The organism is Streptomyces sp. 3211.6 (assembly GCF_003634815.1).
Lineage (GTDB): Bacteria > Actinomycetota > Actinomycetes > Streptomycetales > Streptomycetaceae > Streptomyces > Streptomyces katrae_A.
Genome location: NZ_RBXC01000001.1, coordinates 272,080 through 297,547 on the forward strand (window position 1 = coordinate 272,080; position 25,468 = coordinate 297,547).

Below are 25,468 nucleotides of genomic sequence, written 5' to 3' on the forward strand. Positions count from 1 at the left end.
CCGGCTGCCGGGCCGGGGACGCGTACGGGCGGGCAGGCGGTCGGCGCCGGGCGGGAGTTCGTCCGGATCGCCGTCACGTCAGTCCGTCAGGGACCGGACGGCCTGCCGCTCCAAGTCCAGGCTGCGGTCCACGTGCTGCGCGCACGCGTCGAAGAAGGACCGGCGTTCGCCCGGACCCGCGTCCGGGGCGGTGTCGCGGGCGAGTGCGGCCAGCTCCGACCACTGCCCGGCGGACTCCCGGAACAGGGCGGCGGCCTCCGTGCGGCCGACGAGATCGAGGAAGTCGGCGTACAGCGGCCGCGTCGCGCCGGGGGCGGTCCACTCCTCCTCCAGGCAGGAGTACAGCCGCCCGGTGACCGCGCGGAAGGCTTCCGGCGCGCTGCCGAACCGATGCTCCCAGCCGGCGGCGGTGCTGCCGTCGCGCAGCTGGGCGGCGAGCCTCTCCATGCCGCTGAAACCGAAGTTCACGTCGAACGCGTTGCCCAGGACCGGACCGGTGAGGTGCCTGACCGTGGAGCCGATCGCCCCCGTCACGTCCGGCTCCTCCTCGGGCGGCCCGGTGGGCACGATCAGCTGGTGGCGGCCCTTGCGGTGCGCGGTCCAGGCGGCGCCGAACTCCTCGCGGTCGATCCGGTACGGGGTCTCGGCCCCGTCCTCGACCAGCAGGTCGTCTCCGTCGTAGCCGGCGATGACGACGGTGTACGCGTCGGTGCCGGTCAGCTCGGCGTCCGGGTCGGGGCCGTGCCAGGGCAGGGCGGAACGGTCGACCACGCAGAAGGCGGGCTGTCCGGCGTCGAGTGCGGCCCTGACCCGGCCCCAGCGGGGGTTCATGGCCCGGGTGGCCTCGTACGGCACCCCCAGGCGGCCGAGGGCGACCTGCACCCAGGGCTCGGGGTGGGCCTGGGCGACGATCGTGAGGAGGGGCAGCCGGCCCTCGTACTCGAAGACGAAGTACATGAAGCCGACGCCGCCGGCCAGGCCCGCCACGAGCTCCTCGTCGTGGACGCTGCCCAGGGCGTGCCGGATCAGCGAGGCCTCCCGGTGGCGTCCGGTGCCGAAGTCTTCGTAAGCGAGCGTGGTCATGACTCCACCCTAACCTGCGTAAGGGCAGCTCAGGCCGGGCGGAAGCGCATCGCCGACCACACCACACGCCGTCGACGGCGCTCTGGCGGACCGGCCGGACGCCGTGGCCGGCTGGCCGTGCGTGCGCCGTGTCGGCCGACGGCGTCCCGCCGGCCGTGGTCGTGGGCGGTGCCCGGGGCCGGTGCGCCGAGGCGGCCGGGGCCGGGTCCGTCGCCGGTCCCGGTCCGGACCGCCTCAGCCTAGAGCCCGGCCGGCTCTAGCCGTAGATCTGCAGGCCCCAGCCGAAGGCGAAGTCCCAGTACGTGCAGCTGAAGCGCTTGCCCGTGGCCTTGCCCGCGGCCACACAGGCCTCGGGGCTCGGGTAGACGTTCACGGAGCCGACCGCGGTCCCCGCCGGCTGCGCCGGCACGGCCGCCTGGGCCGTCGCGGTCGCACCTCCCAGGACGAGCGCACTTCCCAAGGTGAGGCCTGTCAGTGCACGGCGTGCGCGCATGGTGTTCCCCTCTCGTGGAGCCGGTGCTGTCAGGTGCGCGACAAGACTCCCGAGGAACGGTCCAGGAACGACGGGGAACGGGTGGGGAACCGGTGGAGTACAGCCGGCCTCCGGGCCGGCGCGGCTCGTTCCGGTGTCCGCTCCCCCGCTGCTTGGATGCGTGTTGCGTGTTGCGTACTGCTGCGGCTGATCCCGCCCGGCACCTGGGCGGCGGCGACCGGTTCCGGGCGGCCGTCGTCGGTTCGGGGCCCGCCGCCGAGCCCCCGCCCGAGCCTGTTGCCCTGCGCGCCTCCGTGGCCGCTCCGCAGCAACGGGAGGAACTGTCGGCATGGCCGGCCGAGTCGACGCGGGCGCTGCTGGGCGCGCTGCGGGAGGTGGGCCATGGGGCGGCGCTCTGTGCGCTGGCCGGCACTGGCCACCTCTCCGCCGGCGCCCCGGGGACGCGGCTGTCGATCGGCTCCCGGCGCCGTCAGGCCCGGCGGCAGGGCCCGGCCTCTGGCGGTGGGCGGAGTTGGCGGCGGCCTGGTGTGTGGGCGCCCGGTACCGCTCCTGCGGGAGGTTGTGGTGTCAGGACGGGTTCCGGGCGAGGTGAACCACGTCGGGGACCCCACGGGCGACGGGTACCTCCTTGGTGTGCACGTCCTCGAAGCCCGCCTGGCGGAGGGCCCTCTCGAATGCGGGAGACGGCTGGGCGGACCAGATCGCCAGGATTCCACCCGGGGTGAGACGGGCGCGGCAAGCGGCGAGACCACTCGGGGAGTAGAGGCTGTCGTTGTCGTCGGTGACGGTCCAGTCGGGGCCGTTGTCGATGTCGAGGCAGAGGGCGTCGTACTGCTCGGCCGTAGTGCGCAGGTGGTCGTTGAGGTCGGTGTGCAGGATGCTCACCCGCGGGTCGGACAGGGCGTCGGCGGTGATCGCACTCAATGGGCCGGTGCGGTGCCAGCCGATGATGGCGTCTTCGCGTTCGACGACGACGATCCGCGACCAACGGGGCTGCCCGCTGGCGTGCGCGAGGGAGAATCCGACACCGAGTCCGCCGATCAGGACCGTGGGGGCGGCGGCTGTCGTCTGTCCGAGGGCGGCATCGACGAGGAGCCGCTCGGAGCGCCCGTCAGAGGTGTCCATCAGGAAACAGCCGTTCACGATGATTTCGTACGTCTCATCGCGACGGCGCAGAACCACCTCACCGTGTGGTCCGGTGCGGCGGTCCAGCGTCGACGGGGCTTCCACATGGGCAGTGTGGAATGTCATCGTGCGCGTCCCTTCATGTGAACCGGTGATCATTCGGCTGTCCCAACGAAGTCGTGGGCCAGGAGGTTCCTGCGTTCCGGCAATGGCTGCCCTGATTCCACCCGTGAGCCGGTCATTCTGCGGGTCTGGTAGGCCATCAGCTCCAGGGTTGTCGTGGACCGACCCGGTGGGTGGCGACGGCGGCGGACGGGCCGCGCGTCCAGGGGCCGGGCCAGAGAGGCTGTGCGCGGAGGGAACCGGCACCGAACAGCAGGCCGAGCGCGTAGTAGGCGTGTCGCGGTAGCGTTCGGGCAAGTGCTGCCCCAGCGCCGGCACGGTGCCGTCGTGGCGGCTCCTGGTGATGTGGCCGTTGTGTGCCCACAGGGCAACTTTGGCGGACGGGTACTCCAGGACCCGTCCGAGGTTGTCGGCCATGTGCCGGTCACGGGCGGCGAAGACGGTCTGCCCCGGGTCGGTGTGGCGTCGCTCGCGCGTCACGAGGTCGGGGGCCTGCGCCAGGGTCCGTGCGTGGCGCAGCACGTCGGCCGCGTCGGGAGCCAGTTCACGCAGGAACTCCAGCAGTTCCTCGGCCTCGTGGGCCAAGCGGCGTTGTGGGTCGGGGCGCGATCCGGGATACGCCCTGGCCAGTACCCCGAGCGCTTCGTGCATGCCGGCCACCCGGTCCGGTGCCGCCCCGCGCAGGAAGGCGTCGAGCGCGGTGGGGGAAGCACCGCATGCTTGGGGGTCGATGCCGACGAAACCCACCTGCTCGTCCTCCGGCCGTCCCCGGTTGTAGGCCCGCATCCATCGAGGACCGCCAGCACCTCGTGGGTCCGCCAGGTCCAAAATCCCAGCCCCGCAAGGACCTCGGCGCCGTCCCCGGTGCCCCGGCGGACCCAGGCGTCGACGGCTTCGCCCGCCGATGCGCTGGCCTCCATGGCCAGTACCGAGAACCCCAACTCGGTGACGAGGAACTCCAGCAGGCGGTGCTTGAGCTGGAAGAACTCGCGCGTTCCGTGGGTGGCCTCCCCCATCCCCACGATCCGTTTAGGCCGTTGAGCACCTGCTTCAGCGGTCGCAGGTCGTCGGTGGACGCGCCGCCGTCAGGCAGGCCAACGGTAGGGCGCTGCGGCCAGCCAGGCTGTCACTCCGTCGGACACGGCGTCCCCCTCTGTCGCCGGGATGTCCGCCGAGGCTATCCCTTGGGGTGTGCGGCCAGCGGGAGCCCGATGCTGAGGCGGTATAGGCCCGGCGACTGCCCCGAGCTCGATCATCAGTCGAGCGACATGAGAGCCATGGCGATGAGGCCCTGCTCGCCGGCGGCGTCCTCGCAGCATCACGCCGCCGGTGCTCACGCCGCAGTTGTCACCGCCCCTGCGACTTGCGCGGCCGATCGCCCGCCTCGTTAAGGTGACCCAGAACAGGGGGGTGATTGCAGTGGAGATGAGCCGGACTGCGGCCGTTGCCGTCGTGCAGCGGATCATGGATGCGGACTACACCTCCGAAGAAGAGGTGGACGGGTGGTTGGAGATGCTCGACAGAGCCCTGGCATGTCCAACCGGCCACGTCAGTGACTTGATCTTCTGGCCGCCGGAGCGGGATCTCTCGGCTGCTGAAGTGGTCGAGCAGGCCCTGGCCTATCGGCCGATCGCCCTGTGAGGTCGATGCTCGGCTCCGGAGCCAGATGGTCACGGCTGCTGCGGCGACCGTGCCGAGGCAGACGGAGCCGCGCTTGTCGTAGCGCGTGGCGACCGCTCTGGACTGCTTGTGGCGGCCTCAGGAGCGGCCTCAGGAGAAGAGGAGGCACCCGCAACCGCCGGCATCGGCCCACGACGGCTGTTGCCACCGACGGCGGATAGGCGGCGGGTGTGCCGAGGCTGTGCTCGGCGGATTCCCCAGACCACCGTCGTGGGCACGGGGGGCGGGCTCCGACGGGGTGGGGAGGGGGGAACCGTCCCCCCTCGGAGGGATGGCCCTGGCCCCGTCGGTGTACGGGGTCACCCGGGTGCGCGGCATGGCTACGCGGGGTTCCGTGCCTCTGGTCTTGCACGATCGTGGAAGCGCCGCGCGGGGCGGCGCGGTGCCTGAGGGAGCGACCGCGGTGGATGTGGGACGACGCGCCGTGCTGGCGGCGCTGCCGGCTGTGGGGCTGGTGGCCGGCTCGAGCGCTGTGGCCGCGTCGGCTGCCCGGGGGCGGGAAGGCGGTGTCGTGGCGGCTCCTCGGCCGCCGGCTTCGCTGCTCGGACAGGAGATCCGGCGGTTGCCGACATCGCGGGAGGTGGTGGCGCTCACCTTCAACGCCGCGTGGGACGAGAGCGGACTCGGCACCGTCCTGGCGGAGCTGCGCCGGCGGAAGGCGCCTGCCACCTTCTTCCCCACGGGGATGTACGCCGAGGCCCATCCGGCGGCCGTGCGGGCGATGGCCGAGGCCGGACACGGCTTGGGCAACCACTCGTACAGCCATCCGTACTTCGATGACCTGAGCACCCAGGAGCGGGCGCGGGAGGTCCACGCGGCGGACGCGGCGATCCGTAAGGCGTCCCAGGCCGAGCCCCTGCCGTTCTTCCGTTTCCCGTACAGCTCCACCACGGAGGATTCGGTCGCGGACGTCAACGAGATGGGCTACGCGGCGATCGAGTTCACCAACGACACGAACGGCTACTTGGGGCAGGCCGGCGGTATGACCGTGAACCAGGTGGTCCGCAGGGCGGTGGGCTCGCTGGGGCCGGGGGCCGTCCTGCAGATGCATGTCGGGAGCAGCGCGGGTGATGGGGTGGTGCTGGACGCCCAGGCACTGCCGCGAATCATCGACGCGGCAGTGGAGGAGGGGTACAAGATCGTGGACCTGCGCGAGTTCCTCGCGGCGACGTAACCGGGCATGGTCCGCCTTCCCGGCTGCCGGAAGACGACGCCTTCGCCGTCACCCCGTCATGTGACGCGGCGGCCCGTCTGCGGGTGCAGGCGGGTGGTGAGGAAGGTGAGGATCTCGTCGCGTGCCTGGACCGTGGGGTGGCCCGCCTCGTCGACGAGGTGGGCCGTGACGACGCTGTGCGGTGTGCCGACCAGGTCGGCGAAGAAGGGCGGCGGCGTCGGGTTGGCGGCGGTGTCCGGGAGGACGCGGCCGTCGAAGGCCTCGCCGAGCAGGGCCCGGTAGGCGGCGAAGCGCTGCCCCGTGCACCACCGGTCGCCCTCGAAGCGGTAGGCCAGGACGGTGAGTCCGTCACGGTCGAGGCGGTCGCGCACCGCGCGGGCGTCCGCCGGGTCGAGTTCGATTCCGCCGGGGTCGTCGAGCGGCAGCGACGGGTGGTTGACCACCGGGGCGATCACGGCGGGCTCCAGGGCCATGGTGAGGGCGAAGTTGCCGGTGAAGCACAACCCGATCGCCCCCACCCCCGGCCCGCCACACTCCGCGTGGGCCTGACGCGCCAGGCCGCGCAGCCAGAGCGTCACCGGGCTGGTGCCGCCCCCGGCGAAGGCGCGGAACTCCGCGCTGACGCATGCGCGGCGGACGACTTCCCGGCCGCCCTCGACGGTGGGGAAGGCACCGTCCGTCCCGAAGAGGGAGGGCACGTGGATGGTGAAGCCCGCGTCCCGCACCCACCGCGCGAGCCGCAGGACGTCGGGGCTGATGCCCGGCATCTCGGGCAGCACGACGACCGCGGGGCCGGCCCCGGCCACGTACACCGTCTTCTCCACCCCCTCCACGGCAACGGTCCGGCGGGTGAAGTCGGTGATCGGATCGTCTTCGGTCATGGGGTCAGCCTGACGCGGAACCGGCTGCCGGGTGAGGGGCGGGATCGCCAGGATGAGAGGTGATCTCGCCATATCCTCATCCTCATCCTGATCCTGGTGGGGGCGGGGCAAGGGCAGGCGGGGGGACGGGTGGGGGCGGAAGAGGGGCGGCCGACGGGGGGCGGCGAGGGGGCGGGGGACCTGCGGGTCGGGGTCCTGGCGTACCCGGGCTGTTTCGCGTCCGAAGTGTTCGGTGTGCCGGACCTGTTGACGATGGCCGGCCACGTCGCCGGGCCGGACGCGCCGGGCTACCGGGTGTCGGTCGTCTCGCCGCGGCGCCGGGTCACGGCCTCGGGCGGCGCGAGCCTGGACGTACGGCCCGTGCGTGAGGTCGACGTCCTCGTGGTCCCCGGCTTCGAGCTGCGTGCGGGCGCGGATCTCGACGCCCTGCTCGGCCGGCTCACCCCGGAGACCGCGGCGATCCGGGCGCAGGCCGCCGCCGGCACCGCCATCGTCTCGCTGTGCATCGGCGCGTTCCTGCTCGCCGAGGCGGGCCTCCTCGACCGGCGCCGGGCCACCACCTCCTGGCTGCACGCCGGGGAACTGGCCCGGCGCTGTCCCGAGGCGGAAGTACAGCCCGAGCACCTGGTCGTCACCGACACGGGGGTGACGACCACGGCCGCCTTCAGCGCGATGTACGACTTCGCGCTGGACCTGATCCGCAGGCAGCACGGCGCCGGCGTGGCCCGGGCCACCGCCCGTGTCGCGCTCCTCGAGGACGCGCGGGCCTCACAGACCCCGTACGTCGATCCCCGGCTCCTGCCGCAGCCAGGCCGGGAGTTCTCCCAGCGGGTCATGCGGCTGCTCGACCAGAACCTCGCCGAGCGGTACGACCTCGCCGCACTCGCGGACGCGTTCCAGGTCAGCACCCGCACGCTGCTGCGCCGCTTCGCCGAGGAGACCGGACACAGCCCGCTGGTCCATCTCCAGGCCGCCCGGGTCCGCCGGGCCCGCCATCTGCTGGAGTCCACCGACCACACCGTCGCCGCGGTCGCGGCGGCCGTCGGATACCAGGACCCCGGCACCTTCGCGGCGCTCTTCGCCCGCCACACCGGCCACCGCCCGAGCGCGTACCGGACGGCGTTCCGTCGGAGTCGTGCCGGTACCGGCACCGGAACCGGTACGGCGTGCGCCCGGTAGAGGGGGGGTGCGTGCTGCACGCACACCCCCGGGGGTAGCCCGGTTCCCCGCCGCGGCTGGGGCTCGGGCGGCGAGCCGCCACGACCGTGGACTGTGGCACGGCGCCCCGGATGAGGAAGGCGGCCCGGCACAGCGTTCGACCGCGCCGGGGGCTTGGGGTCCATGGGTTCGGAGAGAGCGCGTCGCGTCCGGAAGCGCAAGATCGGCGGGGCCTACCGCTTCCCGCCGTGGGTGGGGTATCCAGGGAGGGCGGCCCGCATCGGGCATCGACCCCCTCCCCCGCCTGGAACGGAGACCTGTTGTGGACGGCTGGTACGTGGACGACCGTTGCTTCAACTGTGATGTCGCACGACAGCTCGCGCCCGAGCTGATCGGCGAGGCCGGCGGTAAGTCGCAGATCCTGCGCCCGCCGCGCGACGAAGCGGAGACGCGGCGCTTACACGCGGCCGCCTTCGCCTGCCCCACCCGCTCGATCCGGCACACCTCCCAGCGGCCGGACCAGCGGCTCGACCCCTTCCCGATGGAGTTGGACAGCGGCGTGCTGCTCTGCGGGCACAACTCGCAGCACACCGCCGGGGCCAATTCCTACCTGCTCCTGCGGCCCTCGGGGACGGTCATGATGATCGACACGCCGCGCTGGAGTCCGCGGCTCGCCGAGCGGTACTCGGCTCGCGGCCCCGTCACCGATGTGCTCCTCACCCATCGCGACCACGCCGCACACGGCCGCCGCTACGCCGACCACTTCGGCGCCCGGCTGTGGATCCACGAGGGCGACCTCGATGCGGCACCCGACGCCGACCGGGTGATCCGCGGTCTCGAGCCGCTGGAGGTCGGTGCGGGTGTCACCGCCCATCCGCTGCCGGGCCACACTCCCGGCAGCGTGCTCTACCTCGCCGATGACCGGTACTGCTTCAGCGGGGACAGCTTCTACTGGTCACGCACCACGGGCGATCTGGAAGTCGCAGACAGCGTGACCTGGTACTCCATCGAGGAGTTGGCCGCCTCATTGGCCGGGGCGGCAGGACGGCTCCGGTTCGAATGGGTCCTCCCCGGTCACGGCGACCGCCGCCGGCTGCCCGCCGACGATATGGCCCGGCGGTTGAGCGCGCTGGCGGAGCGCACCCGGCTGTTGCGCCCCCGGCCGATCGACTTCACCGCCGTGCGCTGGTGAACGCACAGGCCGGAGATCCGGCCCGCCGCGTCAGTCCGTCCGCGTCCGGTACGACGGCGCGGGATGCGTGCGCCGTGTCCGCCAGCATCAGGGAGAATCCCGGCATCCGTGACTTCGAAGAGCGTGTCGGCCCCGCCGGGGTAGTTCCTGTGTGCCAGTTCGCCAGGCGGCAGCGGGGCCACGAACGCGGTGAAGTCGTCTTGAAGGAGCTGGGCTCTGGGGCTGAGTTCCGGCTCGACGGCCACGGACACCAGCGAACGGAGCCGCAGTAGTCGGGCCACTGCGGCTGTGCTCTCCGGCGTCACGCGGAACCATCTGCACCCGTGAGCGCCGTGCGCCCAGCGCGCTCGCAGAGCAGGGTCAGGCGCTCGGATGCCTTCGCCGCAAGCGGTCGGCGCGAAGGCGGGCGGGCGGGCGACCGCGAGGGCGCACGCTCTCGTGGCGGCGCCTTGGTGTGCCGTGTCGTGTCGTGCCGTGGCTAGGCGTGCCGTGCCGTGCCGTGTCGTGTCGTGGCTGACTCCAGCAGGCCTGTCCCCCATCCACCAGCGCCCTTCCGTGACGATCACGTCCGGCCCAGTCGGCCGGGCCGTCTCTTGCTCGTTCCCCGGATGTCCGGGGGCTCGGCCGGCATCGCCGCCTCGGCATCCGCTGCCCAGGGGGTGGGGGCCGATGCATCCATAGGCCCCTCCTATGAGGAGCGCCGTGGCCGGCATCCGGCACCCTCCGGCGTGCATAGGTTCGGTCTATGGGCTCATCGGGTCGACCGCCCTACTGCCGGACGTCCTCCCCGGTCGAAGGTGAGAGAGCAACCGCACCAGGTAGGGACGAAGAAGTGAACGTGAAGCACATGGCGGCGGCCACCGTGGTCGCAGCGATGGCACCGATGGCCCTCGGGGCCGCCCCCTCGATCGCGGCCGAGCGGTCCGACACCGGGGCGAGCGTGCCGGGCCGGGGCTCGGCGGCCGACGCCGGGTCGCCCGCCGAGGAGGACCGGCCGTCCACCTCGCTGGTACATCCCCCGGAGGAGGGGACGCCCTCGCCCGAACAACCGACGGCCACCCCGACACCGCCGCCCAACCCCGCTCCGGCTCCGGCTCCGGCTCCGGCTCAGGGGGCGGATGGCGCCCGGGCCGCCGAGGCGCCGGTCCTGGGGCTGGAGGACGTGCCGGAGTCGTTCGAGGCGGGCGGGGGCTGGGGCGAGTTCTCCGTCACGGTGGACCACTCCGGAGGCAGCGAGCCGGAGCGCTACCGCCTCGTCCTGATCGTCGGATCCCCGCCGGTCAGCACGACGACGGCGGGGTCGTCGTTCCCGTGCACGCTCCCGGCAGCAAGGGCCACCTTGCCGAGACCGGGGCCGACGCCCGTCCGCAAGCACCGGCGCCGCAGGCGGGCAGGCTGACGGCCACCCGGCATCGGCCGGCTCGCGCTGCTCGGGATGCGGTCGGGGCCGACGCGACGGGGGACTACGGCGAGGACGGCGCCGCTCCCCCAGCGTTCGTGGGTCAGCCCTGTTCCCTGATCGGTTGCCTCAGGCCGTCTGCGCGTGCAGGGAGAGCACCGCGCTGAGTGCGACGCCGCCGTCGAGAAGGGCTCTGGAACGGGTGGTGATGCTCGCGTCCCGGGCGGTCAGGGCAGCTGCGACGTCCGGCGATCGGGGGGTGCGCCTCAGCTGCGGCATGAGGGCCCGAAGGGGCGGGATGCGGTACCCGGCCTTGCGGAGCTGGTGGACGATCCGTGCGTCGCGCACCTGGGCCGGCGTGTACCGCCGCGTTCCACTCGGGTCCCGGTCCGGGACGACGAGTTGCTCCGCGTGCCAGTGCCGCAAGGTCGACGGACGCACGCCGAGCGCAGCGGCGAGTTCGGAGACGGTCATCGCGTCCGTGGGGTGCACGTCTTCGATGCGCTCGGCGGAGATCGCGCGGGCGGCCTCTCTGGCCTGGCTGAGCTCGGCGCGCTCGGCGGCGAGGCGGGCGTGGGCGGTGTCGAGCAGGGCCAGAGCCGGGGCGGTGGGGAGCTGGTGGAAGGCACGCACGATCTTCTTCGCCTCGGTGGGCCCCGTGGCGGCGGCGAGGGCCCGGTAGGCCAGTGCGGACTGCAGGTGCACTTCCGCGTAGATCCGGTAGCCGGTGGCCGTGCGTGTCGCCGGGGGAAGCACGCCGTCGCGCTCAAGGTTGCGGATCTGCTGGACGGAGTACCCCGTGCGTCGCGCGACGGCAGCAGTACGCAAATGGCCTGATTTGAGACTTACCATCCTGCATTCCCTCTGTTCAGGCCTTCAACTCTCCACAAGCACTTCAATGCAACGCTAGAGCACATGACCATCGACGAGATCATCGGCTTCGTGGGCGGCCTCGACGGCGTCCTGATCACCCAGCCCGCACCCGGCGACGGCACACCGGAGATCAGCTGGGGCGACACCTTCTTCTCCTACGCACCCGACGGCACCACCCCGACGGCTGCCCAGCCCTTCGCGACCATCGTGACCAAGGACTACCCCGGCGACGAGGCGTCGCGCCTGGACCGGCCGGACACCTTCCGCGTGAACATCGCTGCCGGGCAGGAAGCGTTCCGCAAGTGGACCGGCCGCTCGCCCCGCGACCCGTCCGGCACCGAGCCGGACCCCAGCGCCACCGACACCGTCATCGCGCACCCCGTCTACGGCGCCGCCGGCTGGCTGACGGTGGTGAACCCGGGCGAACGCACCCACGCCGCGACCCGTGAACTGCTGCGCACGGCCCATGGACTGGCACGCGCACGCCACGAGCGACGCACCCGATCGACCACCTGCTGAAATCGCCCCGCCCCGCCCCACGGCCGGCCGCCTGCCCGTCGGGCGACACCCATCGCCGCGTCCCGGCAGTCCCCGTCCCTGGCCTCCACTACCCTTACGGCGACGATCATGGGATGGGGGCGGTCCGGGCATGACAGCGGGGAACGGGGCGGGAGCGCGGCTGCGGGCGGAGGACCCGCTGGAGATTTCGGGATACAGGCTGCTGGCCCGAATCGGCGAGGGCGGCATGGGAACCGTCTACCTCTCCCGCACGCGCGGCGGGCAGCCCGTCGCGCTGAAAGCAGTCCGCCGTGAATACGGAGACGATCCAGGATTCCGTCGGCGGTTCGAACAGGAGGTCCAGGCAGCCCGCCGGGTCCAGGGCTACCACGTCGTCCCGGTCCTCGACCACGACACCACCGGCGAGCGGCCCTGGCTGGCCACCGCGTTCGTCCCCGGCCTCTCGCTGCACGAGGCCCTCACCGCGCACGGCCCGCTGCCGCTGCCCGCGGTCCTCCAGCTGGTCGGCTGCACCGCCCGGGCACTGGAGGCGATCCACGCGGCCGGCATCGTGCACCGCGACCTCAAGCCCGGCAACATCCTGCTGAGCGACCAGGGCCCGTACGTCATCGACTTCGGCATCGCCCGCGCCGCCGACGCGACCCAGCTCACCGCCTCCGGCGGCGTCGTCGGCACGCCGCAGTTCATGTCCCCCGAGCACGCCCTGGGCGAACCGGTCGGACCGGCCTCGGACATCTTCTCGCTCGGCCTGATCGCTGCCCTCGCAGCCACCGGCCGCCACCCCTACGGCGACGGCGGCGCCCTCACCCTGGCCGCGCAGATCGCCAACACCGCCCAGCGCCCGCCCCGCCTCGACCTCTACGACGACACGCTCCGCCCCCTGCTCGAACGCTGCCTCTCCCATGACCCGGCCCGCCGCATCACCCCGGGGGAACTGGCCGCCCTGTGCGAGAGGGCGACGGGCCGCAGGCTGGACGACTTCACCCGCTGGCTGCCGGACCCTCTGGCCGAAGAACTGACCGCCCGCAGGCATGCCGCACTCAGGCCGGAGCCGGAACGGGAGCCCCAGCCGAAGGCGGAGCCGGAGCCGACGGTCGCCGATTCGGCACAGCCTCCACCGCGTCCACCGCACAGCCCGACCTTCGCCTCCGCCCCGACCTCGGCACCGTCCACGCATCCCCCCACCGCACCGGACGCCCCACGCCGCAAGCGGGCCGGTCTCGTGGCCGCCGCCGCGGCCGTCGTCCTGGCGGCGGCCCTGACGTGGGCGGTGTCCCACTCCGGCAATACCCACGTCGACACGCCTGAGCAGAGCGAAGGCAAGCCGCCCGCATCCCCCTCGCCGTCCGCATCCGACGACTCCGGGTACACCGTCGTCTTCCGGGACCGACCCCTTGTCCTGCGCTCGCCGGGCGGCGCCAACATCGTCAGGGTCGACCTCGACGTTCCCGAAATCGTGCAGGACTCCCCGGGCAGGGAGATCATGCTCAGCGAGGTATCGGGGGGAAGGTGGGAGTTCTACACCCCGATGGGCAAGAGCACCGGAAAGACGCCGCAGCAGTGCCTCCAGGGCGCGCAGGCTGACGTACTGCCCTCCGAGATCAAGGCACAGGACCTTCCCGCCACCCTGCCCGTCGGAACTCTCATGTGCACGGTCACCACCGACGGGCAGCTGGCCATGCTGGAAATCACCGCCATCACCACCGGACACGGCAACCTGCCCGACTACGCCACCCGACTCACCCTCTGGCAGAAGCGGTAGGAGCTGTCCTTAGCCGGTCGGCTGGGCCGCGTACCTGCTGTCCGCGGACCTCTGGGGCCGGGTCCTGCAGAACGCGGAGGAGCGGGCGGCACCAAGGCTGCGGGAGGCGTCATCCCTTGCGCAGCTTCCTGGGGCCCTCCTGGGCGTCCACGCCGGTGTAGGCGTCGTCGTCCTTGCCGCCGCTCGGACGCTGTGAGCGGCCGCGGGGTCCCAGGTCGTGGTGGCCCTTGTTGCGGCTGCCCTTGGCGAGGTCCTCGCCGCTGCGCGACGTGCTCTCCACCGGTACCACCTCGTCGGCGCCGTCGGACGGCGCTGCCTTGCCCGTCTGACCCCTGGCCTTCTCGGGCGGTGTGTCGAAGGAGCGCCGGGCGCTGGGGTTGTCCTGCGTGTGGGTGGCGTCGACATCCGGTGACCAGCCGTGTTGCTCGGTGCCTTCGTGCCGGCCGGGTCCCTCACCGTGCGGGACGTGCGATTTCGGGCTTGTGGACATCAGGTCGCCCTCCTCGGATCGACGGAATGACTCGCTCCTCGCGCCTGCCCAGGGCTGAGCGGTCCAACCCCTGCGGCGGCGGATGTCGCGGTTACGCCCGTGACTCAGCAGGCCTGCGACCCTGAGATACGTCGTCCGACGGCGACCATGTGGCGCATGACGGGGATCGGGATGACAGGGTTGTGGGCGGCGTGTTCGGCGCTGTCGGCATCGAGTAGGAGTCTCACGAGCGCATCCGGCGGGAGGGACGGGTTCTTCCAGGCCCGCCGGCGCACGGCCTGGTCCGGATCGGCGGTGAGCCGTCGCAAGGAGTCCGGCGAGAGCCGGCGGTCTTCGCCGGCGGCCATGCGAACGAGCGGGTCTGCGTCCAGGCTCAGCTGCTCGATCACGGCGCCCGTGGCTGCGGGGTCGTCGAGTGCGAGTGCCCGCAGGCGCGGGTTCGGGTCGGTCGCGTAGCGCAGCAGGCCGTCGCGCGGGAAGTTCGGGTGCCTGCGCGGCCGGCCCGGGAAGGAGAGGCTGCCGTCCCACCACGATGCGACCTCCAAAAGCACCTCCGGCGGCGCGTCGTCACAGGACTCGGCGAGGAACAGCCGTACCACGCGGTCCTCATCGCGAGCGAGCAAGGCAGCCACGTCCTCGGGGAGGCGCGCTGCCCGCGCAACGCTGCGGCGTACGAGCAATTTCGGCGAAGCTGCGAGCCGGCGCATGGCTTCGGCGTCGTCGTGGAGAGCACCGACCCACCACAGCCCGGTCGTATGGCCGTCCGGATCGATATCGGGCATCTCGGCGGCTGCGGCCGCGATCTCATCGGGGGTCGCGGGCGGTGCGGCACCGGGGTGCGGAGCGCGTCCGATGCCACGGCCGCCGCGCGCGAGCCGCCGTGCTGCCAGGTCCTCTTCCGCGAATTCGGTCAGCAGCTGTCGCTCGCGCGGACTCTGAGCGGTGGCGATCAGCCGCTCCCACTGCTCCTCGGCCAGGCGGCCGCAGTCGGCGGCGGTGGCACGTACACGCCTTCCGGTGTGGACGACCGCCGCGTCCAGGACGTCGGGTGGCAGGTCTTCACGCCACAGGAGACCGGGTTCGTCAGCGTCCAGGAGGTCAAGGAGCACGTTCACGGGCGCCGCGCGATTGAAGCACAGCCCGGACAGCCACGAGAGTCCCACTCTCCGTTCGACGTCGCTGGTGGAAGTGAGCGTGAGCCAGGCGTCGCACGCGTCGACGAAAGTGTCTGTCACCGGGGAAGGCTAACGCCCCTGCGGTTCCTCCGACGCGGCGCGACGGAGTCGGACTCGGTGGCCCGAGACCGCCGGCCCAAATGCAGTCCGCCGCCCCGGTGCGTCAGGCCGGGGCGGGAATCGGTTGGGTCCTAGCGTGGGTCCGGAACGATCCGGGCGTACCGGCGCCCGGATCCCGGTCTTTCGGAGGCACCTGACCATGACCGTCGAACTCTCTGAGCTCACCGGGGACTACGTCCTCGACCCCGCCCACACCCGGATCGGCTTCGTCGCCCGCCACGCCATGGTGACCAAAGTCCGCGGTGCCTTCCACCAGTTCGAAGGCACCGCCCACCTGGACGGCGCCGATCCGGCCCGCTCCACTGTCCAGGTGGTGATCAAGGCCGAGAGCATCGACACCGGGGTGGAGCAGCGTGACCAGCACCTGCGCACCAACGACTTCCTGGACGCTCCCAACTTCCCCGACATCACCTTCCGCAGCACGTCGGTGGAGGCTCACTCCGACACCGAGTACCGCGTCACCGGCGACCTGACCATCAAGGACACCACCCGCCCGGTCACCGTCGACTTCGAGTACACAGGCAATGCCGTCGACCCCTACGGCAACCTGCGGGTCGGCCTGGAAGGATCGGTGACCATCTCCCGCAAGGAGTTCGGCGTGACCTGGAACGCGGCCCTGGAAGGCGGCGGCGTGCTGGTCGGCGACAAGGTCGTCCTGGAGTTCGACATCTCCGCGATCAAGCAGGGCTAGCGGTGCCCCGCCGGCCGCTTCACCACTTGCCGGACAGCTTGCCGAGGGGGTCACCCCCCGTACCGGCCCGCTTGACGCGGCCGGCGACCACGAGGGCGTCGCTGATCCATGCATGTGCCCTCAGCGTGCTGCCGAGGTGGCCGGCGAGGGCCTGCGTGAGCTCCTTGAGGCGGGCATCGCGGTCGAAGACGTCGAGGACGAAGGCGGCCATCGGTGCGAAGTCGCCGCCCCGGGCCGCGCGCACGGCGGAGGCCATCGTCGACCGTATGCGGGGCAGGCCCGCGGCGTTCTTGAGTGCACGCCAGAACCGGGCGTCGCTGTACCCGGGCAGCTCGTCGAGGAGGGCGGAGAGCTGTTGCTCGTCGTACGTCACGGTCGGCTCCTTCGTGTAGGCGTCCAGTATCGGAGCCGCCGTTCACGGAAGGGGAGGTTCCGCGGAACGTGCCGCGGGACGGGGCGGCCGCGGTCGATGCCCCGGCTTCGGGAACATGGACATCCGCCCCTCCCGACGCCCCTTTCACTACTTCCTTAGTGAAAGGGTGGTGAGTCGACGTGGTCGAGTACCGCATCGACCGGCGCAGTGGTGTGGCCACCTACCTCCAGATCGTGCAGCAGACCAAACAGGCCCTGCGACTGGGCCTGTTGCGACCCGGGGACCGGCTGCCCACCGCCCGCGAGGTGGTCGAGGCACTTGCCGTCAACCCCAACACCGTGCTCAAGGCGTACCGGGAACTCGAACGCGAGGGCCTGGTGGAGGGCCGCCGGGGGCTCGGCACCTTCGTCCGCCGGACGCTCGGCGAAGGCGGCGCCGCCGACGCCGCGTTGCGCACCGAGCTCGCCCGGTGGCTGGCGCGGGCCCGGCGCGCGGGACTGGAGGAGGACGACATCACCGCACTGTTCACCGCCGTGCTGACCGGATCCGAGGACGAAACCAATCAGGGGGACGAGACATGACGGCAGTTTTAGAAGTGCACGGCCTCGGACGGAGGTTCAGGCGCAGCGGCTGGGCCCTGCGCGACTGCCCCTTCCGGCTCCCCGCCGGGCGCGGGGGCGTACGCGGCGGTGGACGAGGGCCCGCGCTTCGGGGCGTGCGGGCCGCTGCCTATGCTGCGGCTCATGGGATTGGACCTCACGCTGTTCATGGCGGACTGGGGGCGGTTGGGCGCCTTCCCCGTCGGGGAACGGATCGACGCGCTCGACGGGACCGTCTGGCCGCCCGGTGGTGACGAGAGCCTGAGGTACGGGCGGTCCGGCGGGTGGCAGTGGCCGCCGGGCCCGGGGGCGGCGTGGTGCGCCGCGTACGAGTTCTTCACCACGACCGGCTCCTACCGCCCGCACTCCCGCGCCGGCGACGGATGGGCGGACATGCGCCCGTTGGCCGACGTGTCCGTGCGGGAGGCGATGGACGCCTTCCTCGGTGGGCTGATCTGGGATGCGGATCCGGACGATGATCCGGCGCTGACCGGTGGGGAGGGGTTCTTCCCGCCGGTCACCGACCCGCGGCGTCCGCACCTGCTTCTGGTCTGCCCTCCGGAGGAAGTGGAGAGGAAGGTTCCGGCCTGGGATGGGGTCGAGCCGTGCCTCGACGGACTGCGTGCGCCGTTCGCCTCCGAGTGCGAGGGCTGGGCGGGCCGTCCGGACAGCTTCGAGGGCTTCGCCGCGCTGCTGCGTGAGTGGGGCGATGTGGTCAGGGAGGCGGCCCGGCGCGGTTGGGGGTTGGTGGGGGTGCCGTAGCCGGGGCGGGATGCTGCGGCGAGGAGGCGGTCTGCCTCCCGGCCCCCGAGAAGGCGCTGCGTCTGCGGCCGGCAGCGGTACTTGGCACCTGGTCAGCGGCCCCGGGCGAAGGCTGCGATCTCGGCCGTGCCGGGGCGGTATCCGTCGGACGTGTCCACGAGGAGGGTGGGCGCGGCCAGGGAGATGTCGACGAACTCCTCGGGGCGGTAGGCGCCCGTGGAGAGGCCGGTGAGGAGCCGGCGGTCGTCGTGTGCGGCTCGATGCGGGTCCGAGTCGGCCCGGTCGGTCATGCGCTCGGTGATGGTGTGTGTGGGTGCGGTGCAGCGGATGATCCGGAGGTCGGCGAGACCCGTGAGGGGTTCGAGGCCGGGGCGCCAGATGCGGTCCTGGTAGGCGGCCTCGGCGACGACGGTGACGCCGGCCCGGAGGAGTACGCCGAGGGTGTCGAAGAAGGCGTGCAGGGCCGGGACGTTGAGGGGGTCGTCCCCGCCGGCCCGGTGCGCGGCGGCGTTCATGACCATGCCCTGCTTGATCTCGTCGCGGACGATCGCGGGGCATCCCAGTTCCCGCGCGAGGCGGTGCGCGAGGGTGGTCTTCCCGGTTGCGGGCGGTCCGCTGACCACCACGATGGTGGGTCTGACTGGCATGCGGCGAGCTCCCGAGGGTGAGCCGGTGCGCCGGAATCGTTCGGTTGGGTGTGGGGCGATCCGAGGGGGCGCGGCGCGGGGGCCAGCCTATCGGTCCGGTGCCTCGTACGGGGCCGGCGGAGGGCCGCATGCATTGATTCCGGCCATCGGCTCGTGCCGCCTCGCCTCTGACGATTGGACAAATGATCGAATGGACGACCACGATGACGCATCCACATCACGACTGCCCGGGGGGCGATCCGGGCAGGTGGTGCTGTTTCTCCGCTCGGTCCGCACCGTCCGCACCGTTCGCGTTTTCGACCTCGGAGAGACTCGTCATGAATTTCGACGACCCGAACAGCCACCGCACCCAGCAGCCACCGCCGTACGGCTACCCCCCACAGGCACCGGAGCTCGCGCACTGGGGCCTGCGCGTGGGCGCCGACCTGCTGGACACGCTGATCATCCTCGGCCCGATGTACGCCCTGGGCTTCATCGACCTGGCCATCGCCGCCGATCCGGACACGGCCGGACCCGGCGTCTTCTTCACGGTCGGTATCCTGTACGCGATCGCCATGGGCTTCTTCCAGATCTTCCAGGAGGGTTCGACGGGACAGAGCATCGGCAAGAAGGCGGTCGGTATCAGCCTGCGCCGCGAGGCGGATGGCAGCACCCTCGGCTTCGGCAGGTCCTTCGTCCGCAAGCTGGCCCACGTCCTCGACAGCCTCCCCTGCCACATCGGCTGGCTGTGGCCGCTGTGGGACGAGAAGAAGCAGACCTTCGCCGACAAGGTGTGCGGCACCGTCGTCGTCCGCATGCCCAAGGGGTGAGGCCGCTCCCCCATCCGGGAAGCCGCGCGGCGGGAGGTGTCGGTTCTGCGCATGGAGGGATGGGACATGGTCGAGCTGTACCCCGCGATCGAGCCGTACGAGAAGGGCATGCTCGACGTCGGTGACGGCAACCTCCTGTACTGGGAGGTCTGCGGGAACCCGGACGGCAAGCCCGCCCTCGTGGTGCACGGCGGACCGGGTTCAGGCTGTGGCACCGGCGTGCGCCGGTACTTCGACCCGGAGCGGTACCGCGTCGTCCTGTTCGACCAGCGCGGCTGCGGACGCAGCACCCCGCACGCGAGCGACCCGGCGACCGACATGCGGTACAACACCACCCGGCACCTGGTCGCCGACATGGAGCGCCTGCGCGAGCACCTGGGGATCGACCGCTGGCTGCTGCACGGCGGCTCCTGGGGCTCCACCCTGATCCTGGCCTACGCCGAGGCGCACCCCGGGCAGGTGTCGGAGATCGTCATCTCGTCCGTCACCACCACCCGGCGCTCGGAGATCGACTGGCTCTACCGCGGCGCGGGGCGCTTCTTCCCCGAACAGTGGGAACGCTTCCTGGCGGGTGCCCCGGGCACTGCGCGCCACGGGGATGTCGTCACGGCCTACGCGCGGCTCACGGAGCACCCGGACCCCGCCGTGCGGAGCAAGGCCACCGCCGACTGGTGCGCCTGGGAGGACGCGGTCCTGTCCGGGGAGACGAACGGCGCTTCCAGGCCCTACGGCGACCGCCCGCCGGCCGCGCAGCTGGCCCTGGTCCGCATCTGCGCCCACTACTTCTCGCACGGCGCCTGGCTTGAGGAAGGAGCCCTGCTCCGCGACGCCCCTCGGCTGGCCGGCATCCCGGGCGTCCTGGTGCACGGCAGGCTCGACCTGGCGGGCCCGCTCGACACCGCGTGGGAGCTCGCCCGCGCGTGGCCCGACGCCGAGCTGGTCATCGTCGACGACGCCGGGCACCTGGGCGGCGATACGACCACCGCCCACGTACTCGGCGCCCTCGACCGTTTCGCCGGCCGGCCATAGGACGGGAGGGCCGGCGCGCCCACCAGATCTGCGAGAGCCCCTGCCGAGCGGGATCGGCTATCGGTCGCGGGTCACGCTCCAGGCCGGCATGTGCTCGAAGAACGCCACGGCCTCCGGCCGCCAGTGCTCCCGCCACGTCGCGGTCTGGGCGGCGGCCTGGCGTGCGTAGCGGTCGGCGTCGGCGCGCAGTTGCCGGTCGATGCCGTGGGCTCGCGCGAGGGCACGGATGCGGTCGAGGGTGTCGTCGTCGCAGCCCGCGGCTCCCAGAGCGTCGTTCAGCAGCTTGCGTTCGCTCGCGTCGCAGACGGCCAGGAATGCGCGGACGGCGTAGCTGCGGCGACCGGAACGGATGTCGGAGCCGACCGGTTTGCCGAGGGTTTGCGGATCGCCGAACAGGTCGAGCCAGTCGTCGTGGATCTGGTTGGCGATGCCCAGGGCGGTGGCGTAGCTGCGGAGTTCACCGTCGTGCGGGGCGAGGTCGGCGCCGGCGGCGAGCAGGCCCAGACGCAGCGGGGCGAGGATGGAGTAGCGGGTGGACTTGTACTCGGTGACCTCGTGCAGGAGCTCGGTGTCGGGCGCGGGGTGGAAGTCGCGTTCCAGGTCGAGGAGTTGACCTGCCACGGTGGCGGCCGCGGTGTCGGCGTGGACGGCGGCCATGGCCAGGGCGCGGTCGGGGGGCAGTGGGCTGGTGAGCAGGACGCGGCCGGCGAGGAAGGCGGCCAGGTCGCCGGCGAGGACGGCGAGGGCGAGCGCGGTGCCGGGCCGGTCCGGGAAGTCCTGGCGGTACGCGTAGTAGGTGGAGGGTCCGCCGCGGCGTGTGGGTGCGTCGTCGATGATGTCGTCGTGGATCAGGCCGTGGGTCTGCAGCAGCTCGATGCTGATGGCGGCCTCGTCCAGTCCGGGAACGCTCTCGTCGGTGACCAGGCCCGCGGCTTCGTGGAGCAGGGTCACGCGCAGCCGCTTGCCGCCGCGCAGCGACAGCTCGCGCACCAGTTGGAGGGCGCGGGCGGCGAAGGTGCCGTGCCGGGGTATCTCCAGGCGGCTGCCCGCGGGGTCGGTCAGGGAGTCGAAGTAGGTGGCGAAGCGGGCGTCGAACCGGCGCTGATGGCCGGCCGCGCGCCGCCAGGCGGCGGTGAGGGCGTCGTTCACCGGCCCAGCCTGCCACGTTCCGCGCTCCGCGCGCTTCTCCTGCCGATCCGGCCGGGCGCCCCGCCTCCCCGGGCCCGCAGGACGGACGACTGGCGCCGGGGAGGGGGCTGCGCCGCGCCGCTCCGGCGCGGCGGGTCGCTTCGGCCGTGTGCCGTCAGTCCATGAGCTTGTACGTGCACGGCGCGGCCGACTTGCCGCCCTGGTTGTCGGCGACCTGCTTGCCGTCGACCTTGATGGTGCACGGGGCGGGTACGAGCATTCCGTCCGCGCCCTTGACCGAGCCCGGCACCACCAGCACGGTGACGCCGACCTTGAGCTCTGCGTCCTCCAGCTGCATGGATTCCGTCTTCGTCCAGGGCAGCGTCACCTGGTCGAAGTGGTTGGTGTTCCCGTTCCACATGATCTTGGCCTCACCGGTGCCGCCCACCTCGAAGACCACCTGGTGGGGAACGCCCTTCTTCTTGGCCGCCGAGCCCTTCGCGCCGCCGCCGGCCGGGGCGCTCGGGGCAGCGGGCTCCTTGGACGGGCCGGCGTCCTTCTTCTCGCTGCCGCATCCGGTCAGCAGCGCCGCCGATGCGAGCAGGGTGATGGTGAGGGTTGCCGTCTTGCGCATGTGTGTACGTTCCCCGTGAGTTGACGTGAGACCTGTGCAAGAGGAGACCGTAGATCATGGGCTCCGGCGGAAGGACACCGCCCGGCGGACTCGGCGACCTTCAGGGCTCCGCCGGGGTGGTACCCCTGTGCAATGATGTAATGATCCTTATGGCAATGGGATCATTACAGGTGGGGGGAAGCGTGTCCGAGGAGCAGCTCACCGGCTGGGTGAAGCAGTGGATCGACGGCTGGATCGTCTCGCGCGGTGCGGCCGACCCGGTCGTCGAACCGTGGGGCTGGACCGTCGCGGTGGGGGTTTCCAAGGAGGTCGCGCGGCATGTGCTGCCCGTGCCGGCGGAGGCCGACGTCCGGAAGCTGGCCGACGCCGCCCCGCCGGCGACCTGGCTCAAGCTCTTCGCCCCGGACGAGGTGGTGCGGCCCTGGGCGGGGGACGAGTGGGAGATGGGCGTCGCCGGCTTCCTGATGACCCTTCCGCTCGCCCCGGCGTCTCCCGGCCCGGCGCCGGCCGGGTACACCGTGACGACGTGGTGCCGGGGCGGGGTGGTCAAGGTCCTGGTCCGCTCCGGGGACGGGCGGCTCGCCGCCCGGGGTCAGGCGGGGCTGGCCGGTCCGGTCGCGGTGCCGGACCAGATCGAGACCGCCCCGGACCAGCGGCGCAGGGGCCTGGGCGCCCTGGTGATGCGCACGCTGCAGCACGCCGCGCGGGAGGCGGGGGCGCGGGACGGGGTCCTGGTGGGCACCCCCGACGGCAAGGCCTTGTACGAAGCCCTGGGCTGGACCCTCCGCTCCCCCATGGCGAGCCTGGCCCGCCGCGCCGACTGACGTCGCCTACGCCCCGGGCCTGTGCGGCCCGTTGCCAAGGGCTGCCCAGTAATCCCCGGTGGATCAGCGCACGGCGTCAGATGCGGTGCATCGCAAGGCGGAGGGGCGCCCGCATACTGGGCGTATTCGGGCGTCCCGACAACGCCGCGAGGTGCCGTAGCCGGCGTCGTGCGCCCGCCGGGGATTATCGTCGCCACCCTCGCCCACGGGCGGGAGCGCGACACCGCCCTCGCGGCGGGACGCGCCCTGCGCAACGCCGGGCTGGGGGCGGGGGCGCTCCTCGCCATGGCCTGCCTGGCGGGCGGGACCTCGGCCCTGCGGGCGGCGGCGGGGGTCACCGCGGCGGCGTATCCGGCCGCCGCCGTCCTGGCGTGGTCGGTGCGCGTGCGCGCGGGGAGGCCGGGGGCGGGGGCGGACCGGTCCCCCGGGGTAGCGGGGCAGGAGGAAGCGCCTCCGCGCATGCGCGCCCTCCTGGCCGCCAACGTGGTGTACGTCTTCTGCCTCAACGTCCCCGAGATCGCGCTCCCGTTGGTCGCCGGTGTGGTCCGCGGCGGTCTTCGTGGCCAACACGGTGCTCGTGGTCACGCTCCAGGTCCCGGTCACCGTCCTGATGGCGCGCTACGCCCGGCGTACCGCGCTGTTCATCGCCGGTGTCGTCCTCGCGGCCTCGTACCTCGGCTTCCTGACGGTGACGCTGCTCGGCGAGGGTGGCGGGCACGGGCAGGGCTGGGCCGCGGCGGGCATCGCGGCCGTCTCCGTCGTCTGCACCCTCGGCGAGATCGTCTACGCCGGCAGCGCCACCGCCCTGGTGACGGCCCTCGCTCCGCCCCGGGCCCTGGGACGCAGCCTGGCCCGCTTCGAGCTCTCCTCCGGCTTCGGGCTCGCCGTCTCGTCGGCCGTGATCACCGCCCTCGCGCCGCACGGGCCGGCCGCCCTCTGGGGCACCCTGGCCGCGGCCACGCTCTTGTCCGCCTCGGCGGTCGCCACCGAAGCGGACCCGGCGGCGCCGAAGTGATGGCGGCTGCGGCTGCCCCCTCCCCCGGCCCTCGTTGCCCCGGGGGTGGCCGGGGAACGAGGGAGCCCCGTGCACAGGAGTCACTCAGCGGGTTTAACGGAGGGTGATGCGGCAACAACACGTGGTGACAGGAAGTCAGAATCGACGGAAGGAAGGGAACATGGCCCTCGTCACCGTGCTCATTCTCGTCGCCGCCCTCACCCTCGTCGCCCTGCTGGCCCTGGCCCCCAGCGCCCCGGCGCGGCGAAATCCCTCCCCGGGCCGACGCCGCCGGGTCACCGGCGGCCGTGCCCGTGCGCGCAGCCTGACGGACCTCCCCCACCAGCGGGGCTTTCGGCACCACGCCCGCTGACACGGATCCCCGCAGACACCGGCGGCGTTCAGGCCCGGGGCGGCGTGTCATCCCTGGTGGGAGGTGAGGGTGAAGTTGCTGTAGCCGCCGCTGTCCGTGGTGGCCGGCGAGGGGCTGTACACGGTCCCGGTGTCGTTTTGGCGTGCTTGAAGGGGAAGCGCGTCGTAGGCGGACAGCGGCGCGCCGTCGACGGTGACGTAGGAGAACGGAACGTTGACGGCCGGCGGCCAGGTCGAACCGAGCGTGAAGACGTGCGGACGCTCGACGACGACCTCGGCGCTCTCCGAACGGGCCGCAGGAGCCTTCTTGGTCAGGGTCTGGCGTTGCCCTGGGCGTGAGAGGTTGTCGAGGGTGAGGATGTAGTCGGCGGGGTCTGCGGTGCTGCGGACCACTGAAGCCGACATCCGGTCTCCCGCCTGCACGAGCATGGGGACGGGCTGTTCGCGCGTGTCGACGCCCGCGTTGACGACCTCCCAGAACGCCCGGTGCTCGGGGTAGAGGTCGCCCAGGCAGGTGGCGTGGACGCCGACCTGGACCAGGCTTTCCGTGGAGCTTGCGTCGAACCCGTCGAGACCCACCCAGACGCTGAGCTGGTTGTCGGGGTTCTCCTGACGGCAGCTGAAGGCGGGTTCGGTCCACACCGCGGTCACGGCGCGCGGCGCGGCGTTGACCGGGCTGCTGGGTACCAGGTAGCCGGCCCAGTTGCTGTACGGGCTGTCCGCCAGGGAGATGTCGTCGATCTGGACCCAGGAGTCGGTGCCGGGGGCGTTGTAGCCCGCGTAGAGCGTGACGGAGGTGTTGGTGCCGGAGTTGAAGGCCATGCGCAGGAACTGGTAGGCGCCGTTGCTGATGACCTTTCCGTAGTTCTTCTGGACGATCGTGCGGCCGTTCGTTCCACGGGCTCCGAAGTAGCCGGTGGTGTAGTTCCCGGAGGTGCGCACCCAGCCTTCGAGGTAGTACACGGTCTGGGGTTTGACGGGGACCTTCTGTGTGACGGCGTTCCAGTTACGGCTCGAGGTACGGATGAACGCGTTCTTCCGGCCGGTTTTCTGGTAGCCGAGATCGATGTCGATGCCTTTGTAGTCCGGGCCCTCGCCCGACCAGGGAGCGGAGATGACGCGGCTGTTCTGCTCCTCGAAGCCGGCGTCGCCGACGGTGCCGATCGGCAGTGCCGACGCCCGGCCGGCGAAGCCGGTCAGCAGCGTGGCGACGAGCGCTGCCACCAGGAACAGGTGCCACGTGTGCCGCCGTTCGAACGCCTTGTTCCGTCGTGCCTGGATGTACACCGGCCCCCCTCGCGTCGCGTCCCTCCGGGGCGCGTGTCCGTACCCCGGCTACCGGGACGGTAGGGGCGTTGG

General features: G+C 72.2%; 26 protein-coding genes and 2 pseudogenes. 15 read left to right on the forward strand and 13 right to left on the reverse strand.

The features are described from left to right. Window positions 1-78: 78 nt before the first annotated feature. The 4 genes and pseudogenes from BX286_RS01405 to BX286_RS37280 all read right to left on the reverse strand — a co-directional run. Window positions 79-1,083, reverse strand: coding sequence for a BtrH N-terminal domain-containing protein (locus tag BX286_RS01405; protein ID WP_121014357.1), 1,005 nt, complete (start codon window positions 1,081-1,083; stop codon window positions 79-81). A gap of 256 nt (window positions 1,084-1,339) precedes the next feature. Continuing rightward, complete coding sequence (locus tag BX286_RS01410; protein ID WP_100862088.1) at window positions 1,340-1,576, reverse strand: hypothetical protein; 237 nt, start codon at window positions 1,574-1,576, stop codon at window positions 1,340-1,342. Window positions 1,577-2,143: 567 nt separating this feature from the next. Next, window positions 2,144-2,827: a spermidine synthase gene (locus BX286_RS37275; RefSeq protein WP_100863969.1), complete on the reverse strand. Its 684-nt coding sequence runs from the start codon at window positions 2,825-2,827 to the stop codon at window positions 2,144-2,146. A gap of 333 nt (window positions 2,828-3,160) precedes the next feature. Continuing rightward, window positions 3,161-3,840, reverse strand: a pseudogene (locus tag BX286_RS37280) (erythromycin esterase family protein); the annotation flags it as partial. Between the two features lie 409 nt (window positions 3,841-4,249). Between BX286_RS37280 and BX286_RS01425 the strand changes: the two are divergent. Together BX286_RS01425 and BX286_RS01430 are read left to right on the forward strand one after the other, a co-directional pair. Then, window positions 4,250-4,465, forward strand: coding sequence for an e9imm peptide (locus BX286_RS01425; protein ID WP_185117215.1), 216 nt, complete (start codon window positions 4,250-4,252; stop codon window positions 4,463-4,465). A gap of 601 nt (window positions 4,466-5,066) precedes the next feature. Next, window positions 5,067-5,678 carry a polysaccharide deacetylase family protein gene (locus BX286_RS01430; RefSeq protein WP_237293229.1) on the forward strand — a complete coding sequence of 204 codons (612 nt, stop codon included), beginning with the start codon at window positions 5,067-5,069 and terminating at the stop codon, window positions 5,676-5,678. Between the two features lie 56 nt (window positions 5,679-5,734). Here BX286_RS01430 and BX286_RS01435 read toward each other — a convergent pair whose 3' ends face one another. Further along, complete coding sequence (locus BX286_RS01435; protein WP_121014359.1) at window positions 5,735-6,559, reverse strand: dienelactone hydrolase family protein; 825 nt, start codon at window positions 6,557-6,559, stop codon at window positions 5,735-5,737. 234 nt (window positions 6,560-6,793) lie between these two features. Between BX286_RS01435 and BX286_RS01440 the strand changes: the two genes are divergently transcribed. The 3 genes from BX286_RS01440 (at window position 6,794) to BX286_RS01455 (ending at window position 10,308) form a co-directional block, all read left to right on the forward strand. After that, window positions 6,794-7,738 carry a GlxA family transcriptional regulator gene (locus BX286_RS01440; RefSeq protein ID WP_261993294.1) on the forward strand — a complete coding sequence of 315 codons (945 nt, stop codon included), beginning with the start codon at window positions 6,794-6,796 and terminating at the stop codon, window positions 7,736-7,738. 301 nt (window positions 7,739-8,039) lie between these two features. Then, window positions 8,040-8,909: an MBL fold metallo-hydrolase gene (locus BX286_RS01445; RefSeq protein ID WP_079431303.1), complete on the forward strand. Its 870-nt coding sequence runs from the start codon at window positions 8,040-8,042 to the stop codon at window positions 8,907-8,909. Between the two features lie 832 nt (window positions 8,910-9,741). After that, window positions 9,742-10,308, forward strand: a complete 567-nt coding sequence (locus tag BX286_RS01455) for a hypothetical protein (protein ID WP_121014361.1) — start codon at window positions 9,742-9,744, stop codon at window positions 10,306-10,308. 129 nt (window positions 10,309-10,437) lie between these two features. Here BX286_RS01455 and BX286_RS01460 read toward each other — a convergent pair whose 3' ends face one another. Next, on the reverse strand, window positions 10,438-11,136 hold the full coding sequence (locus BX286_RS01460; protein ID WP_261993295.1) for a MerR family transcriptional regulator: 699 nt from the start codon (window positions 11,134-11,136) through the stop codon (window positions 10,438-10,440). An 87-nt stretch (window positions 11,137-11,223) separates the two neighbouring features. Between BX286_RS01460 and BX286_RS01465 the strand changes: the two genes are divergently transcribed. Together BX286_RS01465 and BX286_RS01470 are read left to right on the forward strand one after the other, a co-directional pair. Further along, window positions 11,224-11,700, forward strand: a complete 477-nt coding sequence (locus BX286_RS01465; RefSeq protein WP_121014363.1) for a DUF6194 family protein — start codon at window positions 11,224-11,226, stop codon at window positions 11,698-11,700. 130 nt (window positions 11,701-11,830) lie between these two features. Then, window positions 11,831-13,462 carry a serine/threonine-protein kinase gene (locus BX286_RS01470; RefSeq protein WP_121014364.1) on the forward strand — a complete coding sequence of 544 codons (1,632 nt, stop codon included), beginning with the start codon at window positions 11,831-11,833 and terminating at the stop codon, window positions 13,460-13,462. A 109-nt stretch (window positions 13,463-13,571) separates the two neighbouring features. On the opposite strand, the gene BX286_RS01475 is transcribed toward BX286_RS01470, so the two are convergent. Both BX286_RS01475 and BX286_RS01480 read right to left on the reverse strand, forming a co-directional pair. Beyond that, window positions 13,572-13,952, reverse strand: coding sequence for a hypothetical protein (locus BX286_RS01475; RefSeq protein WP_079431296.1), 381 nt, complete (start codon window positions 13,950-13,952; stop codon window positions 13,572-13,574). A 104-nt stretch (window positions 13,953-14,056) separates the two neighbouring features. After that, window positions 14,057-15,187 carry a hypothetical protein gene (locus tag BX286_RS01480; protein WP_121014365.1) on the reverse strand — a complete coding sequence of 377 codons (1,131 nt, stop codon included), beginning with the start codon at window positions 15,185-15,187 and terminating at the stop codon, window positions 14,057-14,059. Between the two features lie 199 nt (window positions 15,188-15,386). Here BX286_RS01480 and BX286_RS01485 point away from each other — a divergent pair, with 199 nt between their 5' ends. Continuing rightward, on the forward strand, window positions 15,387-15,938 hold the full coding sequence (locus BX286_RS01485; RefSeq protein WP_079431294.1) for a YceI family protein: 552 nt from the start codon (window positions 15,387-15,389) through the stop codon (window positions 15,936-15,938). Between the two features lie 19 nt (window positions 15,939-15,957). Here the strand turns inward: BX286_RS01485 and BX286_RS01490 are convergent, their stop codons facing one another. Then, entirely contained in the window at window positions 15,958-16,311 is a 354-nt protein-coding gene (locus BX286_RS01490) for a hypothetical protein (RefSeq protein WP_121014366.1), read from the reverse strand. Window positions 16,312-16,490: 179 nt separating this feature from the next. Here BX286_RS01490 and BX286_RS01495 point away from each other — a divergent pair, with 179 nt between their 5' ends. Both BX286_RS01495 and BX286_RS01505 read left to right on the forward strand, forming a co-directional pair. Beyond that, the gene (locus BX286_RS01495; protein ID WP_079431292.1) at window positions 16,491-16,892 is read left to right on the forward strand and encodes a GntR family transcriptional regulator; all 402 of its coding nucleotides are present in this window, start codon (window positions 16,491-16,493) and stop codon (window positions 16,890-16,892) included. Window positions 16,893-17,054: 162 nt separating this feature from the next. After that, window positions 17,055-17,672, forward strand: a complete 618-nt coding sequence (locus BX286_RS01505) for a hypothetical protein (RefSeq protein ID WP_121014367.1) — start codon at window positions 17,055-17,057, stop codon at window positions 17,670-17,672. Window positions 17,673-17,764: 92 nt separating this feature from the next. On the opposite strand, the gene BX286_RS01510 is transcribed toward BX286_RS01505, so the two are convergent. After that, window positions 17,765-18,319, reverse strand: a complete 555-nt coding sequence (locus BX286_RS01510) for an AAA family ATPase (protein WP_100862100.1) — start codon at window positions 18,317-18,319, stop codon at window positions 17,765-17,767. Between the two features lie 317 nt (window positions 18,320-18,636). Here BX286_RS01510 and BX286_RS01515 point away from each other — a divergent pair, with 317 nt between their 5' ends. Both BX286_RS01515 and pip read left to right on the forward strand, forming a co-directional pair. Beyond that, on the forward strand, window positions 18,637-19,128 hold the full coding sequence (locus tag BX286_RS01515; protein WP_079431289.1) for an RDD family protein: 492 nt from the start codon (window positions 18,637-18,639) through the stop codon (window positions 19,126-19,128). A 66-nt stretch (window positions 19,129-19,194) separates the two neighbouring features. Continuing rightward, window positions 19,195-20,157: a prolyl aminopeptidase gene (pip, locus tag BX286_RS01520; RefSeq protein WP_121014368.1), complete on the forward strand. Its 963-nt coding sequence runs from the start codon at window positions 19,195-19,197 to the stop codon at window positions 20,155-20,157. A 57-nt stretch (window positions 20,158-20,214) separates the two neighbouring features. Here pip and BX286_RS01525 read toward each other — a convergent pair whose 3' ends face one another. Further along, window positions 20,215-21,306: a polyprenyl synthetase family protein gene (locus BX286_RS01525; RefSeq protein WP_121014369.1), complete on the reverse strand. Its 1,092-nt coding sequence runs from the start codon at window positions 21,304-21,306 to the stop codon at window positions 20,215-20,217. Window positions 21,307-21,460: 154 nt separating this feature from the next. Further along, window positions 21,461-21,919, reverse strand: coding sequence for a hypothetical protein (locus tag BX286_RS01530; protein ID WP_079431287.1), 459 nt, complete (start codon window positions 21,917-21,919; stop codon window positions 21,461-21,463). Between the two features lie 182 nt (window positions 21,920-22,101). On the opposite strand from BX286_RS01530, the gene BX286_RS01535 reads away from it, so the two are divergent. The 3 genes and pseudogenes from BX286_RS01535 (at window position 22,102) to BX286_RS01545 (ending at window position 24,110) form a co-directional block, all read left to right on the forward strand. Continuing rightward, window positions 22,102-22,743 (forward strand): GNAT family N-acetyltransferase, encoded by a 642-nt coding sequence (locus BX286_RS01535; RefSeq protein WP_261993296.1) that lies wholly within the window; start codon window positions 22,102-22,104, stop codon window positions 22,741-22,743. Window positions 22,744-22,929: 186 nt separating this feature from the next. Next, window positions 22,930-23,758, forward strand: a pseudogene (locus tag BX286_RS01540) (MFS transporter); the annotation flags it as partial. A gap of 160 nt (window positions 23,759-23,918) precedes the next feature. Then, on the forward strand, window positions 23,919-24,110 hold the full coding sequence (locus tag BX286_RS01545) for a hypothetical protein (RefSeq protein ID WP_121014371.1): 192 nt from the start codon (window positions 23,919-23,921) through the stop codon (window positions 24,108-24,110). Between the two features lie 47 nt (window positions 24,111-24,157). Here BX286_RS01545 and BX286_RS01550 read toward each other — a convergent pair whose 3' ends face one another. After that, a complete protein-coding gene (locus tag BX286_RS01550) occupies window positions 24,158-25,396 on the reverse strand; it encodes a G1 family glutamic endopeptidase (protein ID WP_100862102.1) in 1,239 nt (412 codons plus the stop codon). Window positions 25,397-25,468: the final 72 nt, after the last annotated feature.

Bases quoted from the DNA above. Each gene is read 5' to 3' on its own strand.
- BX286_RS01405 (WP_121014357.1), bottom strand. From the start codon at position 1,083: ATGACCACGCTCGCTTACGAAGACTTCGGCACCGGACGCCACCGGGAG.
- BX286_RS01410 (WP_100862088.1), bottom strand. From the start codon at position 1,576: ATGCGCGCACGCCGTGCACTGACAGGCCTCACCTTGGGAAGTGCGCTC.
- BX286_RS37275 (WP_100863969.1), bottom strand. From the start codon at position 2,827: ATGACATTCCACACTGCCCATGTGGAAGCCCCGTCGACGCTGGACCGC.
- BX286_RS01425 (WP_185117215.1), top strand. From the start codon at position 4,250: ATGAGCCGGACTGCGGCCGTTGCCGTCGTGCAGCGGATCATGGATGCG.
- BX286_RS01435 (WP_121014359.1), bottom strand. From the start codon at position 6,559: ATGACCGAAGACGATCCGATCACCGACTTCACCCGCCGGACCGTTGCC.
- BX286_RS01465 (WP_121014363.1), top strand. From the start codon at position 11,224: ATGACCATCGACGAGATCATCGGCTTCGTGGGCGGCCTCGACGGCGTC.
- BX286_RS01470 (WP_121014364.1), top strand. From the start codon at position 11,831: ATGACAGCGGGGAACGGGGCGGGAGCGCGGCTGCGGGCGGAGGACCCG.
- BX286_RS01475 (WP_079431296.1), bottom strand. From the start codon at position 13,952: ATGTCCACAAGCCCGAAATCGCACGTCCCGCACGGTGAGGGACCCGGC.
- BX286_RS01485 (WP_079431294.1), top strand. From the start codon at position 15,387: ATGACCGTCGAACTCTCTGAGCTCACCGGGGACTACGTCCTCGACCCC.
- BX286_RS01505 (WP_121014367.1), top strand. From the start codon at position 17,055: ATGGGATTGGACCTCACGCTGTTCATGGCGGACTGGGGGCGGTTGGGC.
- BX286_RS01510 (WP_100862100.1), bottom strand. From the start codon at position 18,319: ATGCCAGTCAGACCCACCATCGTGGTGGTCAGCGGACCGCCCGCAACC.
- BX286_RS01515 (WP_079431289.1), top strand. From the start codon at position 18,637: ATGAATTTCGACGACCCGAACAGCCACCGCACCCAGCAGCCACCGCCG.
- pip (WP_121014368.1), top strand. From the start codon at position 19,195: ATGGTCGAGCTGTACCCCGCGATCGAGCCGTACGAGAAGGGCATGCTC.
- BX286_RS01530 (WP_079431287.1), bottom strand. From the start codon at position 21,919: ATGCGCAAGACGGCAACCCTCACCATCACCCTGCTCGCATCGGCGGCG.
- BX286_RS01545 (WP_121014371.1), top strand. From the start codon at position 23,919: ATGGCCCTCGTCACCGTGCTCATTCTCGTCGCCGCCCTCACCCTCGTC.